This window comes from Pedobacter sp. AC212, from assembly GCF_979258625.1.
The window spans coordinates 1,244,563-1,262,602 of the sequence record NZ_OZ409870.1; the positions used below are offsets into that span (position 1 = coordinate 1,244,563).

Below are 18,040 nucleotides of genomic sequence, written 5' to 3' on the forward strand. Positions count from 1 at the left end.
TACTTAATCAGTTAATTAAGTGGTAAGCTGAAATAGTCGCTTCATTGTTACATTATTTAGACCTCGCTAATCTCCAAATAAAATGAATTATCTTTGTGTTTTATTAATTATAGATGGTATTTTCAGAACAGATTGAACAATTTACTTCCGCTTTAGATTTAAGCTTATCTTCTAAAAACTTTGTGAAAGTTTCCCTGGGTAATTACAAAGGAAATGAAGAAGCGCTAAAGCAAATTCTGGTTCGCTCGGTTTTGATTAAACGAGAAAGTAAATTGACTTTCACATTCCGGTACAAAACCCGTGATGTGGTGAAGAATCTTGATCTGAATGAAGGTATTAATTTAATTTCTGAATACCTGACAACTGGTTTTAAAATCGGAACACTTTTTACCACCGAAAGAGACTTAATTCTTGAAGAGCTGAATAATGGTAAAATTGTTTTGAGAGAAACGAAAGCTTCAACGAAAGAAGTTCCGACAGAGAATCATGATAAAGAGAAATCGAGATTGATAAAACCGGAGTCGAAACCATATTTAACAGAACTAAAGATTACTGATACTGATGGAAAGGTTTTTAAAAATGCACAGGACAAGTTCCGTCAGATTAACCATTACGTTGAAATTTTAAGTTCGTTAATTAAGGAACTGCCTGAGGGAACCATTAAAAAAGTTGCTGATATGGGCTCGGGTAAAGGTTATTTAACTTTTGCCTTGTATGATTATTTGCATTCAGTTTTAAAGTTAAATTCTGAAGTGGTAGGGGTAGAGTATCGCAAAGATATGGTTGATTTGTGTAATTCAGTTGCCAGTAAATCTGCTTACGATCACCTTAATTTTGTTCAGGGAACCATTGAAGATTACAACGCTGAAGATGTGAATTTGCTCATTGCACTCCATGCTTGTGATACCGCCACGGATGATGCGATATATAAAGGCATCAAAGCCAATGCTGAATTAATTGTTGTTGCACCATGTTGCCATAAACAAATCAGAAGAGAAATTGAGCAAAACAAAGTGAAAAACGATGTTTCATTTTTAACTAAATATGGCATCTTCTTAGAACGTCAGGCTGAAATGGTGACCGATGGTATTCGTGCTTTAATTTTGGAATACTTCGGTTATAAAACGAAAGTTTTCGAATTTATTTCTGATGCACACACGCCAAAGAATGTACTGGTTGTAGGGATTAAGAGTAAGGATAAAGGAGCAAAGAATAAAGAAGAAATCCTCGAGAAAATTAAAGCAAGTAAAGCCTACTTTGGAATTGGTTATCATCATTTGGAACGACTTTTAAATCTATAGGATTTGCCTACTTCGTGCCTCGCAATGACGACCGTTTCAACGAACTTTTTATTCAAGAGCTAGTTCAGAAAAAAAATGACCATATAAGAAATGTAAGAAAATATAAGCCGAGCACTTAAATGGAACTTAAATGTCTTATATGGTTAGATGTCGATGTTATTAAATTATTTCAAATGCAATAGAATCATGGCTACCAATGCTGGGATAGATTGTACATAAAGAATTTTCTTACTCGCTGTTGTGGCGCCGTAAATACCTGCAATGATTACACAGGTTAAGAAAAATATCGCGACGTATAGTCTCCAGTGATGATCGGTAATGCAGAGCGACCAAATTAAACCAGCCGCCAAAAAACCGTTGTACAGGCCTTGGTTTGCGGCCAGTGTTTTTGTTTTTGGGAATAACTCTTCAGGGATGCTTTTGAAAACTTTTGGAGCTTTGGTTGTCCAAGCGAACATTTCCAGCCATAAAATATAAATGTGAATGGCGGCCACCAGGCCAATGATGATTTGTGCTGCTAATTGCATGATAATTTGATTTGGTAATTGAAGGTACAATAAATTCTGTCTTGGCCAGACAGGCTTTTTTCTTTTTCTTGATAAAAAGAAACAAAAACCGAGCTTTTCTGAGAGCTCATGAATACCATTAAAAAAAAATAGACACTAATGAATAATCAAAGCTTGCGCCTGATTGGGTAAAAAGGCGTCAAATCGTTTTGAAACTAATTTGAGGGCTTTGCCTTTGCTCTAAATCGACTACACAGCCTGCAAATTCTTTTAGTTTGTGGTTTGTAAAAGGATTTGATAACGATTTCAACGATTTTCGCCACTCAGGCTGAGGCCAATTCTTGCTACTTTGAAAGGTTGTGGTAGGGGAAACGATCCCAAAAGCTACAAACTGCGTTCATAAACCCGATGGGAGTGAAAATACTTTTATTTGTTTTGAGAGTTGACAACTTTAATAGCTGATAAGGAAGAAAGTTGTCAACTCTACAAATAAAAGATTGAAACGTACAGCGGGACAGGTGATTCCGAAGAACTACTACTGTTCGTTTTCAAATTATTTAAATTGCCTTTCACTTTAGTCTTTCAGCTTTAACCTTTAGTCTTCTTTCTGTCATGCTGTCAGTAATAAAAGACATCATTTTTTACATTTTATCAGTCTTTTAGCAATAATTTCTGCCAAAACCCAATTGGCACAAGCATTGTTTAATAGCTGTAGAAATTATAATACTTTAAAAAGAGAAAACAAAAATACAATGGGAAAAATTATTGGAATAGACTTAGGAACAACAAACTCTTGCGTGAGCGTAATGGAGGGCAATGAGCCTGTAGTTATCGCGAACAGTGAGGGTAAACGTACTACACCGTCTATTGTTGCTTTTGCAGAAAACGGTGAGCGTAAAGTTGGCGAGCCTGCTAAACGTCAGGCTATAACCAACCCAACAAAAACGATATATTCGATTAAACGCTTTATGGGTAACAGCTACGACGAAAGTGCGAAAGAAGCTGGACGTGTACCTTATAAAGTTGTTAAAGGTGATAACAACACACCTCGTGTAGAAATCGACGACAGAAAATATACTCCACAGGAGATTTCTGCAATGATTCTACAAAAAATGAAAAAAACTGCTGAAGATTTCTTGGGTCAGGAAGTTACTGAAGCAGTTATTACTGTGCCAGCTTACTTTAATGATGCACAACGCCAGGCTACGAAAGAAGCAGGTGAAATTGCAGGTTTAACTGTAAAACGTATCATTAACGAGCCAACTGCAGCTGCTTTAGCTTATGGCTTAGATAAAGCACACAAAGACATGAAAATTGTTGTGTTCGATTGCGGTGGTGGTACACATGACGTTTCTGTTTTAGAATTAGGTGATGGCGTTTTCGAAGTAAAATCTACTGATGGTGATACTCACTTAGGTGGTGATGATTTTGACCACATCATTATCGATTGGTTAACTGAAGAGTTTAAATCAGAAAACAGCATGGACCTTGCGAAAGATCCAATGGCATTACAACGTTTAAAAGAAGCTGCTGAGAAAGCTAAAATTGAGTTATCAAGCACAACTTCTACAGAAATTAACTTGCCATATATTACTGCTGATGCTAGCGGCCCTAAACACTTAGTACGTACATTATCTCGTGCTAAATTTGAGCAATTAGCTGATAGCTTAATCAAACGTACTATTGAGCCTTGTAAATCTGCATTGAAAAATGCTGGTTTAAGCACAAGCGATATCGACGAAATTATCTTAGTAGGTGGTTCAACTCGTATCCCTGCAATTCAGGATGCTGTTAAAGCTTTCTTCGGTAAAGAGCCAAGTAAAGGTGTTAACCCTGATGAGGTTGTAGCAATTGGTGCTGCTATTCAAGGTGGTGTGTTAACTGGTGATGTAAAAGATGTATTGTTATTAGACGTTACACCTTTATCATTAGGTATCGAAACTATGGGTGGTGTAATGACTAAATTAATCGAGTCGAACACAACTATCCCAACTAAAAAATCGGAAACTTTCTCAACTGCAGCTGATAACCAGCCTTCAGTAGAAATCCACATTTTACAAGGTGAGCGCCCAATGGCTGGCCAAAACCGTACAATTGGTCGTTTCATTTTAGATGGTATTCCACCAGCACCTCGTGGTGTGCCTCAAGTAGAAGTATCTTTTGATATTGATGCGAACGGTATTTTACACGTAAGTGCAAAAGATAAAGCTACTGGTAAAGAGCAAAAAATCCGTATCGAAGCATCTTCAGGTTTAACTGATGCTGAGATCAAAAAAATGAAAGAAGAAGCTGAAGCTAATGCAGCAGATGATGCTAAGCAAAAAGAAGAAGCTGATAAAATCAACGGTGCTGATGCTTTAATCTTCTCTACTGAGAAACAATTGAAAGAGTTTGGTGATAAATTATCTGCTGATAAAAAAGCGCCAATCGAAGCTGGTTTAGAGAAATTAAAAGCAGCTCACTTATCTCGTAACTTCGCAGATATCGATGCAGCTTCTGCTGAATTGCAAGCAGCATGGAACGTAGCTTCTGAAGAAATGTACAAAGATGGCGGTCAGCCTCAAGGTGGTGAGCAACCACAAGCTGATGGTCAGCCTCAAGGTGGCGGTGACAATGTTACTGATGTTGATTTCGAAGAAGTAAAAGAAGAGAAATAAGTCTTTGAGTCTTCAGTCCTGAGGCGAAAGTCTTGGGAGTATAAAATAAAAGCGTCCCGATGTGAAAATCGGGACGCTTTTATTATAAGTCGTCATTGCGAGGTACGAAGCAATCTTAATGCGCTTGTTATTTCATCTAAAGTTGTAGGATTGCTTCGTACCTCGCAATGACGACTTTTTTTTTGGGGAAATGAACGGTTCGGTACTTTTCGGAAACTGCAGCCCCGCTTTATCTTTTGGCAGAAAAAACCAAAAGTATGCCACTACAATCGGGTTTAGGGATAATACGATTAGGTATTTTAGAATAGCTTTTGCTAAAAATGAATAATTAGAATAGAGTTTAGTACCTTTTCTGAAAGTTTATCAAAGTAACTCATTATGGGATTAAATGTATACGGAATTGCGATTGGCGCTAAAATATCAAATGTTTTAAGAGGAGCACAACAGTTAAATATTTCTACTGTTACCGAAGTTAATGGTGATTTTGCTTTTGAGAATGCAACCAGTAGTTTTGAAAATGATGACGAAATGTTTGTTACTGAAATTTTAAGCGGAACTTTATTAACCTTTAGTGACGTTTTAATAGTCTATAATTTAAAACTAGAAAACTTCCATAAACATGGAAAGGTATTAAAGTTTTTAATAAGCGAAACGTCAATGACATTTGCCTTTGAATATTATGATAATGGAAAATTGATTAGAAGTGGTGTAAGTGACAATGGAGTAAGGATAAAGGATGAAGAATTTGGTGTTCTACTTGAAATTGAAGAATATGAATCAGATTATTCGGAAATTATTATGCTGCTATCATCCCAAATAACGGGCAAGGCAATAGATGAGATTGATCCTAGTACCAAATCCAAAAAATAGCTGTTAGCTATGTGAAATCATTAATCAATTTCATCGCCAGTTGGCTTAGCAAACCGAATATAGATTATAAACACTCTTCAATCATTCCCTGTAAAACTTTTTCATTTTCAGACAGTTCGCTTAGTAGCTTAAATTGATTTTTTGTTCTATCTAAGTTTTGTGTAGGGTATGAGATAGTATAATACACGTTTCCATTGAGATAATCGGTCAAAAATCTCAGGGCTTGCATGTATATAATATATTTTCCTGAAAATAAAATGAGTTCTTTCTCAGTCTCAGTAAGGATGCTTTTCATTTCTGATAAATAACCCTTAACCATGGCTTCAAAATAAGGGAGCCTGATCTTAATTCTGCTTAAATCAGTTTCATTTTCCGAATAAGCACAAAGATAAGTACGCATCATATCGCCTAAGTCGGAAATGAATTTCCCAGGCATAATAGTATCAAGGTCGATTACGCAAACACCGATATAAGTTTCGGCATCTAGAAGTACGTTGCTGATTTTTGTATCGTGATGCATTACACGATCAGGAAAGTCGCCACGATGCGCATAGGAATTGTAATAATCAAGAATATAGCGGTGATGGAGCGCACTGTCTATTTCTAGCTTCGCCAAGCCTTTAAATTGTTTGCTGGTTTGGTTCAAAGCCAGCATAAACTGCTCATAACGCAAACCCAAATCATGAAAGCCTGGTATGGTAGGTTTAAGTGAGGTGGTATTGAAATTATTTAATAACCTGCTTAATTTTCCAAATTGTTTTGCTGCTTCATAAGCTTGTTTCGGATCACTTAATACGTCAAGCGAAACTGTATTAGAAACGAATGGCAGCATCCTCCAATATTCGTTCTGAATTAAAGCCATTTCTTCGCCACTTAGGGTAGAAATTGGCTTAATAAATAGATAATCTTTGTAATTTTTTGATAAATAATCAGCTATTGCTTTGAGATTATTGGCAATTGCTTGTGGATTTTTAAAAACCGAAGTATTAATGTTTTGAAGGATATACTTTTTGTCTTCCGATAGGGGCGAAAGCAAATAAGTACGGTTAATTAAACCCGTACCTATTTGTGTTATTTGAATATTTTCTTTGGTATATCCGTATGCGCTTAAAACTTCAGAGTCTAAATCTAGCTCCATAATTTGGTCGGATATGTTCCGTTTTTAACCAATTGATCAATAGAATCCTGAACGAAAGGTTTATCTTCTTTATAGGTTACACCAAACCATTTGTTAGAAGTTGGTACTACTTTAAAAGTTGCGGTATTACTTTTAACCAGGTTTTCGCCAATTAAAGGAATAAAAAATTCTGCTTTAGGTTTATCTTTGTTTGCCTTTGCAAACTCAACAAATAATTCTTCAGTAATTTTGAAAACAGCAGGAGTAAAGCCCCAGAAGTTCATTGAAACTGGTGTGCTAAAATCTAATGGAAATTCTTCTTCATCTTCCTCATAGAAAATTTTTCCATCTTTAGGGTAAACTTTTGTACGTTCCACAATTTCGGTTAAGTTGCCCGATTCATCTACTTTACAAACTCCTCTTGATACGGCTCCAAACTCAGAAAGTGTTTTTCCTATTTCATAACCAATGATCGAGAAATTGCTATCTGTAGCTTCGTTATTTAAAAAGTCAGCCATCTTTTTGAAAGCATCAAAGCCATAATAGTCATCAGCGTTAATTACGCAAAATGGCTCTTTAACTGCTTCTCTGCCAGATAAAATAGCGTGAGCTGTTCCCCATGGTTTTTCTCTGTAAATTTCTTCCTCGATACCAAACTGCTTTAAGTCGAAGTTTTGAAAAACATAGTCTGTTTCAATTTTTCCTTGGAGTTTAGGTTCGAAAATAGCTTTGAAATTTTCTACAAATTCTTCTTTAATGATAAATACAACTTTACCAAAGCCAGCGTTAATAGCATCGTAGATTGAATAATCAATAATGGTTTCGCCATTCGGGCCAAAGCCATCAATTTGTTTCATACTTCCATAACGGCTTGCCATTCCAGCTGCCAGTATTAATAAGGTAGGTTTCATTCTTTATCTTTTTTTTATGATCTAATCTCTTTTGCTACAATTAATATCAGTAGCTAGAGAACATTACATCGCGAAAATACTCTTTTGAGCGTTAATTATTATATAGGTGTTTTGTACTATTGCATTAAATTTATCTTAAAAACCAAAGAAGCCACCGCTTTTACTTCTTGTTTTTTTCCCTGTTAGCATACCGAAAATTCCTCTTACAATTTCTTTACCAATTTGGCGTGTAATTGTAGCGCCCATTACCTGTTCAACAATACTTTTTTCACCAGGCTTTGGTTTGTTTTCGGCTTCCTCTTGTTTTTTTGCCTCAACTTCTTGTTTCTCTTGTTCGGCCGCGGCAGTTTGTTCGTTAATTCGTTTGGTTAAAATATCATAAGCACTCTCCGGGTCGATCGCGTCTTTGTACTTCGCATACATCTGACTTGATTGAATCACTTTATCAAAATCTGCAGTAGTCAACGGACCCATCAATGCCCGCGGAGGGGTAAGCATGGTTGCCGAAACTTCTGTAGGGATTCCTTTCTCATTCAGTACCGTAATTAATGCCTGACCAGTACCCAGCGAAGTTAATACCTTATCGATTTCGTAAAATTCTGATTTTGGATAAGTGTTTACCGTTTTCTTAAGTGCATCCACATCGTTTGGTGTAAATGCTCTCAAAGCATGTTGCACTCGGTTGCCGAGCTGTCCTAACACACTTTCGGGTACATCTGTTGGCGCTTGTGTACAAAAGAAAACGCCAATTCCTTTTGATCTGATTAATCTGATTATGGTTTCGATTTGCTCTAAAAAAGCCTTCGATGAATTCTTAAATAATAAATGGGCTTCATCGAAAAAGAACACGAGTTTTGGTTTATCCAAATCGCCAACCTCGGGCATTGTATTAAATAACTCTGCTAATAAACTCAATAAAAAGGTGGAGTATAAAACGGGTTGGTTTTGAACATCTGAAATATTTAACAGACTAATTATTCCTTTTCCATCTACACGTTCAAATAAATCCTGGATATCAAATGATTTTTCTCCAAACATTCCGCCTAAACCCTGCTGCTCAATGGCCACAATTTTTCGAAGAATGGTGCCAGATGTTGAGGTAGAAATGCTGCCGTAACTTTCCTTAATTTCTGCTGCACCAGCACCTTCAGAAAGATAAGAAACCAGCTTTTTTAAATCATTTAAATCAATAATCGGCATTTTATTGTCGTCGGCATATTTAAAAATTACTGCCATTACGCCCGATTGCGTATCGTTTAAATCCAACACCTTTGATAAAAGGGTAGGCCCAAACTCCAAAACGGTAGCCCTCATTTGAGCACCCATTTTGCCAGACAAAGAATATATTTCTAATGGAAATCCCGAAGGAGAAAAAGCTTTATTTAGCTGTTGAGATCGTTCTTCAATTTTTGGATTGATGGTTCCCGCTTGGTTTAAACCCGATAAGTCACCCTTTACATCCAACATGAAAACCGGAACACCCGCATCTGAAAGTTGCTCCGCAAGTAACTGTAGTGTCCTTGTTTTTCCGGTACCGGTAGCACCAGCAATGAGCCCATGTCTATTCATCATCTTTAAAGACAGGTTTACTTCTGCAGCTCCGTAAACTTCCCCATCTAACATTCCTGCTCCTAAATAAATATAAGAGCCAGTTGGTGCATAAGATAATTTTATTTTTTCGATGAACCTGGAAGACAAATCACTCATTTTTTAAAAATTAGATTGCCAATTTAAGAAACTAATCTTAAAAAGAATGCGTTTTGGTCGCTGCTTTTACGGCAAATTTTTGCACAAACGATTGTCTTTGCTAATTAATTGATTTGCTTATAATAATTTAGTTCGTTTCTGAGAGATAGAATCTCTTCCTGCATATCGTTTAACTGAGTTAATAAATGAGCAACAGCATGCAAGCCTTCCAGGTTAATGTCTAAATCGTGGCTCAAACGCAGATATTTTTCCAGCTTTGAAAGTTCATCACTATCCAGCCAAATGCTTTTTTTGATTACTGTAGTGTGAATCAAACCAAAGTCTTCTAAAGACTGAATAAAATTTATTTGTACCTGATGATGTACGCAAACATCCTCAATTGATATCAGATTGTTTTCCATATTGGTTAGCTTTTGGAAAGTTTTTCGAATAATTCTTTTTGTTCAGGATTAAGATTGGTCGGCAACTTAACCTGCCACTTTACATATAAATCACCGAATTGATCTTCTTTTTTGTAAATAGGAAAACCTTTTCCTTTTAAACGTAAGGTGGTATCAGGTTGGGTACCTTCGGGTATTTTTAATTTCACTTTTCCGTTAAGGGTTTCAACAATTTTTTCTCCTCCTAAAATTGCAGTGTATAAATCTACCTCTTCCTGTATATAAATATCATTGCCCTTTCTTTTAAATCGGGGATGGTCGCTGATATTAAATTTGATGTATAAATCTCCGGGAGGGCCATTATTTACGCCTGGCGCTCCATATCCTGTCAATTTAATTTTTTGTCCATTTTCTACTCCAGCTGGAATGCTGATACGAACTTGTTTTCCATTAACCGTCAAAGTTTGCTTGTGCGTAGTGTAAGCATCTACTAAATTAAGCTGTAAATCGGCATTATAATCCTGCCCTTTAAATGGAGAATTGCGACTGCTGCGACCGCCACCGCCGCCAAACATGGATGAAAAAAAATCAGAGAAGTCTTCTCCGCCAAAACCGCCAGAGTAACTGCTACCACCACCTGGAGACTGATATTGCCGGCGCTGTTGTTCCTGTGCATCTAGCTGATCAGCGTGCTGCCAATCTTTTCCGTACTTATCGTATTTTTTCCGCTTATCAGGATCACTTAAAACTTCATTGGCCTCATTTATCTGCTGGAATTTTTTGTTGGCCTCTTCATTATTTGGATTTAAATCGGGATGATGTTTTCTGGCTAACTTTCGATATGCTTTTTTGATATCATCAGTTGAGGCATCTTTTTTTAAATCAAGGATTTTATAGTAATCGATATAGTCCATGGCATTTAAACAAATAAGTAGTTGTAATGTTCAATTTTGATGAGATAAATGTAAGTCTAAATGACAGAATTTTTGGAATAAAAAATGATTCGGAATTCATTGGGCATAAAAAAAGCTCCGAAAAATTTCGGAGCTTTTAAATTATAACGATAAAGAGAAATTATTTTTTGCCTTTAACATATTTTTCCAGCCATTGGTCTTCTTCCCAAAGGGTGTGGAGGATATTTTCTTTACCACGGTATCCATGCGCTTCATAAGGCAAGAATACAAAACGTGTAGTTCCGCCTGCACCTTTTATGGCATTGAACAAACGCTCACTGTTAATTGGGAATGTTCCTGGGTTATCATCAGAATCACCGTGAATTAATAGAAGCGGTGTTTTTATCTTGTCTGCATAACTAAAAGGACTCATCTCATAATACAATTGTGGTACCTGCCAGTATGTGCGTTCCTCATTTTGAAAGCCAAATGGCGTCAAAGTTCGGTTATAAGCACCACTTCGGGCAATTCCTGCTGCAAAAAGATCGGTGTGGGCCAATAAATTAGCGGTCATAAAAGCACCATAACTATGGCCGCCTACAGCCATCCGTTTTTTATCTCCAACACCTAAATCAGATAGCTTTTTTATTGCAGCTTCTGCATTTAACTTTAACTGTTCTATAAAAGTATCGTTAGGCTTTTTACCATCTTTTGCTACGATTGGCATTTCTGCATTATCTAAAATGGCATATCCCCGAGTTACCCAATAAATTGGTGAACCCCAACTAATGGCGGTAAATTTATCTTTCGAGCCCCGAATTTGGGCAGCATCTGCTGCAGAATTAAACTCACGTGGGTAAGCCCAAATCAATGTTGGTAATGGTCCGTCTTTTTCTTTGTTATAACCTTTTGGTAAATATAAGTCGCCAGTTAAATCTACACCATCGGCACGTTTGTAAGATATTTTTTCTTTGGTAATGCCGTCTAGCGAAGGATATGGGTTTGCAAAATCAGTGATTGGCTGATCTGCTATCCGAAGCATTAAATTTTTGATGAAATAATTAGGAACAAGTTTCTGACTTTCCTTGCGGGTAAGTAAAACCAATTTATCAGGATTAATTACGTCGCTCACATATTCAAAAGTTCCTTCTGCGCTGCGCCAAATGATCTCATTCTTTTTGGTTGATAAATCAAATTTAGCTAAGAAAGGTAAATCGCCTTTTTCTGACGAGCCTACAGGATTATTCATCAATAATTTTGTGCCGTTATCAACAGTTTTAATCACCTGGCGGCCATACTTATTTTTTACGGTAACAGGCGAGCCTGGATTTCCGTAAGCATCTGTTTGGTTTCGACTATATAGTTCTTCAACAGCTCCTGTTGCTGGGTTGTATCTGCTCACTTTCGAAGTTTGTTTGCTTCTCAAGCCTTCCATAATTAAGGCAAGGTTTGCATCGCCCCACTGTACTCCACGGAAACGAGTTTGCGTTTTAAACAATTCTTTTTCTGTTCCGGTAAATGGAGCACTTAAAGCATAAACCGCATCATGGAATGGTACATTCTTTTTGATTAAGCCACTGTCAAGCGGTTTCGCCCAAACGATGGTTGCAGGTTCATCATCTCTCCAATCAAAGCCGCGAGCCACATTTTGTGTGTTATCGTAACCTGAAGGCGTTCCTTCTGATGATGGTAATTCGGCAATAACTTTTACCGGTTTACCCGTTAAATCGGTAATGGTTACTGTTGATGGAAAGCCAAAAGCCGAAACCAGGTAAGAAAACGGTTTGCGAATGGTTTCTACCATCATGTAGTTTTTATCTGGAGAGATATTTACGCGTTGATAAATGGCTGGCTTGCCAATAGGCGTTTCTACACCAGCAGTATTTTTAACCAGTTGCGAAGTCGCAAAGAATTCGAACAGTTGCTCATCAAAAGGAGATTTAATCAAATCCTGGTAGGTAGCACTTGGAGCAGCCTTTCCTAAGTTTTGTTGGATGGTTGGACCTTTCGGCATTAATGGTTTTGTTGGTGCTGCACTTGCTGGTTTAGTCACCGTGCGATAAACAATGGTATTATCATTTAACCAGGTTAATCCGCTTCCTAAAACGACGTTTAAAAATGCTTTGTTAATTTTCATGGCTTTTTTTGTCGCCATATCAATCACGTATAAATCAACACCTTTCTGTGTAGTGTTTGTAAAAGCAATTTTGTTCTCCGCTGGATTCCAGCTTATGTTGCCTGCATACAGCGGACTTGGCAAACCGGTAACCTGAAAAGTCTGGTTTGATTTGATATTTTTCAGACTGAAATTGTTTATATAGTTCTGTCTGCTAGGTGAATAGTTATTGGGGTTTAGCCTTAATCCCGCAATACGATATTCTGGCATCGCCAACTCTTCAACAGAAGGATAAGAGTTGCGTTCGCTAAATAATATCCACTCGGCTTTACCATCTATACTTACACCCGGAGTAGGTTTTGCCAGTAGTAAATCGGCTATTTCTTTTGGAGGAGTTTGATAACTAATAGCATCTTGCGAATTTGCATGGATTGAAATGCACACTCCTGCTATTAAAAAATAAAATCGTAGTTTTTTAATCATTTCCTTGGTTTTAGTTGAAATATGAGAAGTTCAAATATTGGAAAATTTAATTTTACTAAGCGTAACTTCTTATTTACAACAATGTTTATTTCGTTAACGCCGGATACTGATTTTGGATAGCAGTTATGGAGTTTTTTATAACTAATTTTAATACTTCTATATTAATATCTCCCAGTTTTTTTACATAAACGCAGGATTTGGCCGCTTTATGTTTTCCAAGTTGCGAAAGCAGCTCTTCTTTATCAGACACCTCGTCATTCTCGCGAAGGCGGGAATCTTAATGCAGTATAAAGGAAATGGGATTCAGATCCCCAGGCAAGCTGAGGATGACGACCGTTCATGGTTTTTGGAGATAAAAATTATTAAAAAAGATAGTCGTCATTGCCTGCCGTCGACAGGCAATGACGGAAATAATAATGGCAATGGTAGATAATTGAAGGATGAATTTAATAAATGATTTCAAAATAATTATTATGCTTTTGACAATCAACCATCAAGCATTGAAGTAGATAGGCTAAACGACTTAGATCAATAGAAATAAGAATAGCCACTCATTTTGAAATAAGTGGCTATCATTTTTTTAAAAGGATTTCCCTTTTTATGGTGTGCCTGCCCTCCGCGGATCACCCGCTCACAGGACTTTTTTTGTCTTTTGTTTATGGAAAACAATTTAGTGAAATGTTAGTTTGGTTGAAAAAAATAATTTTACACAAAATGAAATAAATGTTGATAACTCAAAGGCCAATCTCAAATATCTACCAGCGAGTATGGCTAATCTGTTTGCATCAGTTTTATATAGTGAAATTGAAGTCTGCAGAGGTTCCTATTTTATTTGTCGATCTATTAATATAGATAGAACAAAAAAAGGATAGGCATTAAGCCTATCCCATATCTAAACCCAAACATGCGCTCAAACATGAATGAATTATAATTGAAACAGCAAATTAGCACATTGGTTTTAATCTATCCAAATTATTGTGTGCAAATTTCAATTGTTTTTATATCTGGCCTGCCGCTGAAAAAGGTCTGCAATGCGGTATTGAATAATGCATCGCTTCCAGGTATCAAAGAAAATAATGTCATCGATGAGTGAAATTTCAAATCATCAGGAGATCCAAAAATTTCATGGGCAGTTTTGTTTTTATGTTTGATCACTTCCGCTGTAATTTCTATTAATCTTTTTCCTAATATTGGATGCTCCAAAAAATCTTGCGCTTCTTTTAAATCGCGTAGCGAATAAAATTTAGCGGTTTCACTGTGACCTAGCCCGATAATCTGAGGAAATATATACCACATCCAATGACTGGTTTTCTTTCCTTTTTTTATTTCTGAAAGCGCTAATTTATAGTCTTTTTCCTGTGCCGAAAGAAATCTTTTTAATCGTTCCATAGCTCATTATCTCTTTTTATAACGCTAATTGATCAAGAAGGTTTTCGATGATAAAGGAGTAAAAACATCGATGTAGTCAAAAAACTACAGGTTGTAACGCAATATTTGGCTTATGGTTTGCTCCTATCGTAAAAAAATCTAAATGGACTACTCAAAAAATACTTTATATAAATGTGTAATCGTTGATGATGATCAACTCAGCATAGATGTTCTCGCCAACTTCCTAGATCAAATACCAGGGCTGCATGTAACCGAAACTTATACCGAACCAGCTGAAGCTATTATTAACATTAAAGATGAAGATAAGATCGACTTTTTATTTTTAGATATTAAAATGGATATCAGTGGTTTGGATGTTGCAAAGGTGCTTCGCGATAAAGTGAGGTTTATATTTTTTGTAACCTCGTACGATCAATACGCTTTAGAGGCCTTTGGGGCTAACGGAGACATGTTTCTAGTGAAGCCGGTGGTATTTTCTAAACTTCAGGCTGCAATTAATGAGGTTTTACATCGAGAAAACCGTCAAAAGGTGATGCGCTAATCGAGCTGGTTTTTAACATTGCATCAAAACAATTTTCGCTTTTAATGATTGTAAGAAAGGTTTCTTTATAATTCAAAGAAATTTTTTAATTATATCGCCTTTTTACATTATTAAATGAGCCTAAAAACTACTAAAAAAAGAATTGCTATACTTGGTGGAGGCCCCAGTGGCCTTTTTATGTATAAAAGACTTATTGAGTCTGAACTAAAAAATCTGGAGATAGAAATTTTTGAACGGAAAGCACATCTTGGCTCCGGTATGCCTTACAGTAGTGAAGGTGCAGAAGTAGAACATATTACAAATGTATCTGATAATGAAATACCCATTATTTTCAATTCTATTGAAGATTGGGTTAAAATTGCCCCAAAAAGTATTTTAAAAAAGTTCGACATTGATTCTGAAAAATTTAATGAATACAAGGTTTTGCCTCGATTGTTTTTTGGAGAATACCTTTCTGCACAATTCGATTTGCTGATGGAACAAGCAGAAAAAAAATCCATTATTACAAAAGTTCATTTAAACACCACGATAACGGATGTTCTGGATGATAAAGGCACAAAAAAAGTTACGGTAAAAGTAGATGGAAAAGAGGATGGGATTTTTGATGAAATTATTATTTGTACCGGCCACAATTGGCCCAAAAAACATGAAGGGAAAATCCCGAACTATTTCGATTCGCCATACCCACCAAAAAAGTTGGCTTTACGTTGTAACCACTCTATAGCACTTAAAGGATCATCTCTTACCGCGGTTGACGCTATACGAACACTTGCCCGTAGCAACGGTACGTTTACACAGAATGACGATGGGACCTATCTTTTCAAATTAGATGCTAATAGCAGTAAATTTAAAATTATCATGCACTCCAGAAATGGCCTTTTACCAGCCATTAGGTTTCATTTGGAGGATAGCCATTTAGGAAAAGATAATACGCTCACCAAAAAGCAGGTACAAGATCATATCAAGAAAAATGGAGGTTTTATATCCCTGGATTTTGTTTTTGACCGAAACTTTAAACAACAGTTTAAAAAGAAAGAGCCGAAGTTTTACGAACGGATAAAAGATATGGATCTTGAAACATTCGTAGAGGCCATGATGGATTATCGGGAGAAATTGCCGCCATTCGATTTGTTTAAGAAAGAATATGCGGAAGCAGAAAAGTCGATCGAAAAAAGAGAATCAATTTATTGGAAAGAGGTTTTGGCAGTTCTGAGCTTTGCCATGAATTACCCTGCAAAATATCTTCCTGCTGAAGATATGCAAAGGCTTCAAAAAGTATTAATGCCACTCATTTCAATTGTAATTGCATTTGTTCCTCAAAGTTCTTGTCGCGATTTAATGGCGCTCCACGATGCCGGGGTGCTCGATATTGTATCTGTTGGCGAAGATAGCAGGGTAGAGCCAAATCCTAAAGGAGGTGCTACTTACCACTATGAAGACGAAAATGGGAAGCCAATTGCCGAGCATTATAAAATGTTTATCGATTGTGTAGGGCAGCCTCATTTATCTTTTGAAGATTTCCCTTTTCAAGGTTTAATTGATGGGGGCATTGTTAGCCCTGCAAAATTGAACTTTAAGGATATTAAAAAAGGAAGTGAAGCGTACAAAAAAGGGAATAAATTAGTAGAGAAAACTGAGAATGGGCATTTCTCTCTCCGTGTTCCAGGGATTACCATTAACGATTATTTTCAGGTAGTGGATGAAGACGGTACTGCCAGTGAACGTGTTTATATTTTAGCCGTTCCCTACATAGGTGGGTATAATCCTGATTATTCGGGGATTGACTTCTGCGAGGCGGCATCCGAACAGGTAATGAAAAAACTAAGTGCATAAAAAAATCGAGGCGTCTGCCTCGATTTTTTTATTGGGATGGAAATTTATTTCATTCCATCTTTAATTTTATTGATCATAGTTAAATGCGTTTGTACTACCGGAGCCGTTTTGGTAGCAAAAGCTTTAAGTTCTGCATCAGCGCCATCTTTCGATTCATCTTCCATCAATTTTAAAGTCGATTTATGTCCATCAACCATGGCATCAACATAAGCTTTATCAAAATCAGATCCTGACTTTTTACTTAAATCGTCCATTTTCTTTTTGTGGTCATCATCAACAGTCGATGGTAAAGTGATATTTTTAGCAGCTGCAATTTCCATTAATTCGGTATTTGCTTTTCCGTGATCATTTACCATCATGGTAGCAAACTCTTTTACCTGTGCATTGCTGCTTTTTTGTAGGGCAAGTTTGCCCATTTCAACTTCTGCCATTCCGCCTACTGCTGCCTGTGTTGCAAATTTTGCATCTTCATTGTCAACTGATATGCCACCAGTTGCAGCCGTGTTGCTTGTGGTATCTTTACTCATGTTTAAGCTATCAGCTGTTTCTTTGGCGTCTTTATTTCCACCGCCACATGCTTGAAATGCTAAGGCCGAAACGGAAACGGCCATCAAATAAACTAACTTTTTCATATTATTGGTTTTTGTTGTAAACTAATAACATGTTTTTTTTAGAAAGGTTTAGCTTAGATATTTAAGGAGTACGTATTTCTAGATTTTATCGAGTTTAAAATAACCTAAATGAATCTCATCATCAGGAAGGGTAGCGTTTGGTGTAATCTTAATATGGTATTTTTCTTTATGCTGCGGACTTAGTATATCCTCAACCCTGTAAATGTCATCAATGTCGATACCATATTTTTCATCAATATGGGAGTTGGCGCCTTTAACTGAATTAGTCTTAAAAAAAACAGTTTTCTTTGCGTCCTGAATGGCCGAGGCCCGATCATCTTTTACGCCAAGAACGATATAATGTTGTTCTTCTAACTTCCCGGATTGATAACCACCGAGGTTGATAAAAAATAGTTTATGGGGAGCGGATGAATGGTCAGCCGTTCGAGGCTTAACTTCAATTCGAAAACCATCAACCTGGTTTACCTCACGCCAGCCATCGATATGAATACTATTGCCAGCCTCAGGCCAAAATGCTTTAATTTCTGGCACCAATTCTTTTAATGAGTTGGCAATGCCGAAGAAATAATCGTGTTGCTCCACATTTCTTTTGGGCGCCTTTGAGCCCAACAGTAACATATATAACTTGGGATTTCCGTTTTCTGATGACTGATTGTTCATATTGCTAAATTATATTAACTATAACCAGCAAACCCTGTTATCGT

15 protein-coding genes are annotated in these 18,040 nt (G+C 36.7%); 5 read left to right on the top strand and 10 right to left on the bottom strand.

Annotation, left to right across the window (positions count from 1 at the left end; genetic code table 11):
* Window positions 1-113 precede the first annotated feature (113 nt).
* Complete coding sequence (locus tag ACZZZC_RS05465; RefSeq protein ID WP_463486694.1) at window positions 114-1,301, top strand: class I SAM-dependent methyltransferase; 1,188 nt, start codon at window positions 114-116, stop codon at window positions 1,299-1,301.
* A gap of 164 nt (window positions 1,302-1,465) precedes the next feature.
* On the opposite strand, the gene ACZZZC_RS05470 is transcribed toward ACZZZC_RS05465, so the two are convergent.
* A complete protein-coding gene (locus ACZZZC_RS05470) occupies window positions 1,466-1,828 on the bottom strand; it encodes a DUF1304 domain-containing protein (protein WP_463485152.1) in 363 nt (120 codons plus the stop codon).
* Between the two features lie 731 nt (window positions 1,829-2,559).
* Here ACZZZC_RS05470 and dnaK point away from each other — a divergent pair.
* Together dnaK and ACZZZC_RS05480 are read left to right on the top strand one after the other, a co-directional pair.
* Window positions 2,560-4,464 (top strand): molecular chaperone DnaK, encoded by a 1,905-nt coding sequence (gene dnaK / locus ACZZZC_RS05475; RefSeq protein WP_056848543.1) that lies wholly within the window; start codon window positions 2,560-2,562, stop codon window positions 4,462-4,464.
* A gap of 378 nt (window positions 4,465-4,842) precedes the next feature.
* Window positions 4,843-5,334: a hypothetical protein gene (locus ACZZZC_RS05480; protein ID WP_463485153.1), complete on the top strand. Its 492-nt coding sequence runs from the start codon at window positions 4,843-4,845 to the stop codon at window positions 5,332-5,334.
* A 64-nt stretch (window positions 5,335-5,398) separates the two neighbouring features.
* Here the strand turns inward: ACZZZC_RS05480 and ACZZZC_RS05485 are convergent, their stop codons facing one another.
* The 7 genes from ACZZZC_RS05485 to ACZZZC_RS05515 form a co-directional block, all read right to left on the bottom strand.
* The gene (locus ACZZZC_RS05485; protein WP_463485154.1) at window positions 5,399-6,472 is read right to left on the bottom strand and encodes a phosphotransferase enzyme family protein; all 1,074 of its coding nucleotides are present in this window, start codon (window positions 6,470-6,472) and stop codon (window positions 5,399-5,401) included.
* Window positions 6,463-7,362: a nucleotidyltransferase family protein gene (locus ACZZZC_RS05490; protein WP_463485155.1), complete on the bottom strand. Its 900-nt coding sequence runs from the start codon at window positions 7,360-7,362 to the stop codon at window positions 6,463-6,465. The genes ACZZZC_RS05485 and ACZZZC_RS05490 overlap by 10 nt, the downstream gene beginning before the upstream one ends.
* Before the next feature lie 135 nt (window positions 7,363-7,497).
* Window positions 7,498-9,069: a helicase HerA-like domain-containing protein gene (locus tag ACZZZC_RS05495; RefSeq protein ID WP_463485156.1), complete on the bottom strand. Its 1,572-nt coding sequence runs from the start codon at window positions 9,067-9,069 to the stop codon at window positions 7,498-7,500.
* Window positions 9,070-9,173: 104 nt separating this feature from the next.
* Window positions 9,174-9,470: a chaperone modulator CbpM gene (locus tag ACZZZC_RS05500; RefSeq protein WP_463485157.1), complete on the bottom strand. Its 297-nt coding sequence runs from the start codon at window positions 9,468-9,470 to the stop codon at window positions 9,174-9,176.
* A gap of 5 nt (window positions 9,471-9,475) precedes the next feature.
* On the bottom strand, window positions 9,476-10,363 hold the full coding sequence (locus ACZZZC_RS05505) for a DnaJ C-terminal domain-containing protein (protein ID WP_463485158.1): 888 nt from the start codon (window positions 10,361-10,363) through the stop codon (window positions 9,476-9,478).
* A 160-nt stretch (window positions 10,364-10,523) separates the two neighbouring features.
* On the bottom strand, window positions 10,524-12,941 hold the full coding sequence (locus tag ACZZZC_RS05510; RefSeq protein ID WP_463486695.1) for an alpha/beta hydrolase family protein: 2,418 nt from the start codon (window positions 12,939-12,941) through the stop codon (window positions 10,524-10,526).
* 972 nt (window positions 12,942-13,913) lie between these two features.
* Window positions 13,914-14,330: a DUF1810 domain-containing protein gene (locus ACZZZC_RS05515; RefSeq protein WP_463486696.1), complete on the bottom strand. Its 417-nt coding sequence runs from the start codon at window positions 14,328-14,330 to the stop codon at window positions 13,914-13,916.
* Between the two features lie 142 nt (window positions 14,331-14,472).
* On the opposite strand from ACZZZC_RS05515, the gene ACZZZC_RS05520 reads away from it, so the two are divergent.
* Window positions 14,473-14,871 carry a LytR/AlgR family response regulator transcription factor gene (locus tag ACZZZC_RS05520; protein WP_463486697.1) on the top strand — a complete coding sequence of 133 codons (399 nt, stop codon included), beginning with the start codon at window positions 14,473-14,475 and terminating at the stop codon, window positions 14,869-14,871.
* Between the two features lie 114 nt (window positions 14,872-14,985).
* Window positions 14,986-16,704: an FAD/NAD(P)-binding protein gene (locus tag ACZZZC_RS05525; protein ID WP_463486698.1), complete on the top strand. Its 1,719-nt coding sequence runs from the start codon at window positions 14,986-14,988 to the stop codon at window positions 16,702-16,704.
* 44 nt (window positions 16,705-16,748) lie between these two features.
* Here ACZZZC_RS05525 and ACZZZC_RS05530 read toward each other — a convergent pair whose 3' ends face one another.
* Together ACZZZC_RS05530 and ACZZZC_RS05535 are read right to left on the bottom strand one after the other, a co-directional pair.
* Window positions 16,749-17,336 carry a DUF4142 domain-containing protein gene (locus ACZZZC_RS05530; protein WP_463485163.1) on the bottom strand — a complete coding sequence of 196 codons (588 nt, stop codon included), beginning with the start codon at window positions 17,334-17,336 and terminating at the stop codon, window positions 16,749-16,751.
* Between the two features lie 78 nt (window positions 17,337-17,414).
* Window positions 17,415-17,996 (bottom strand): DUF1543 domain-containing protein, encoded by a 582-nt coding sequence (locus ACZZZC_RS05535; RefSeq protein WP_463486699.1) that lies wholly within the window; start codon window positions 17,994-17,996, stop codon window positions 17,415-17,417.
* Window positions 17,997-18,040 lie beyond the last annotated feature (44 nt).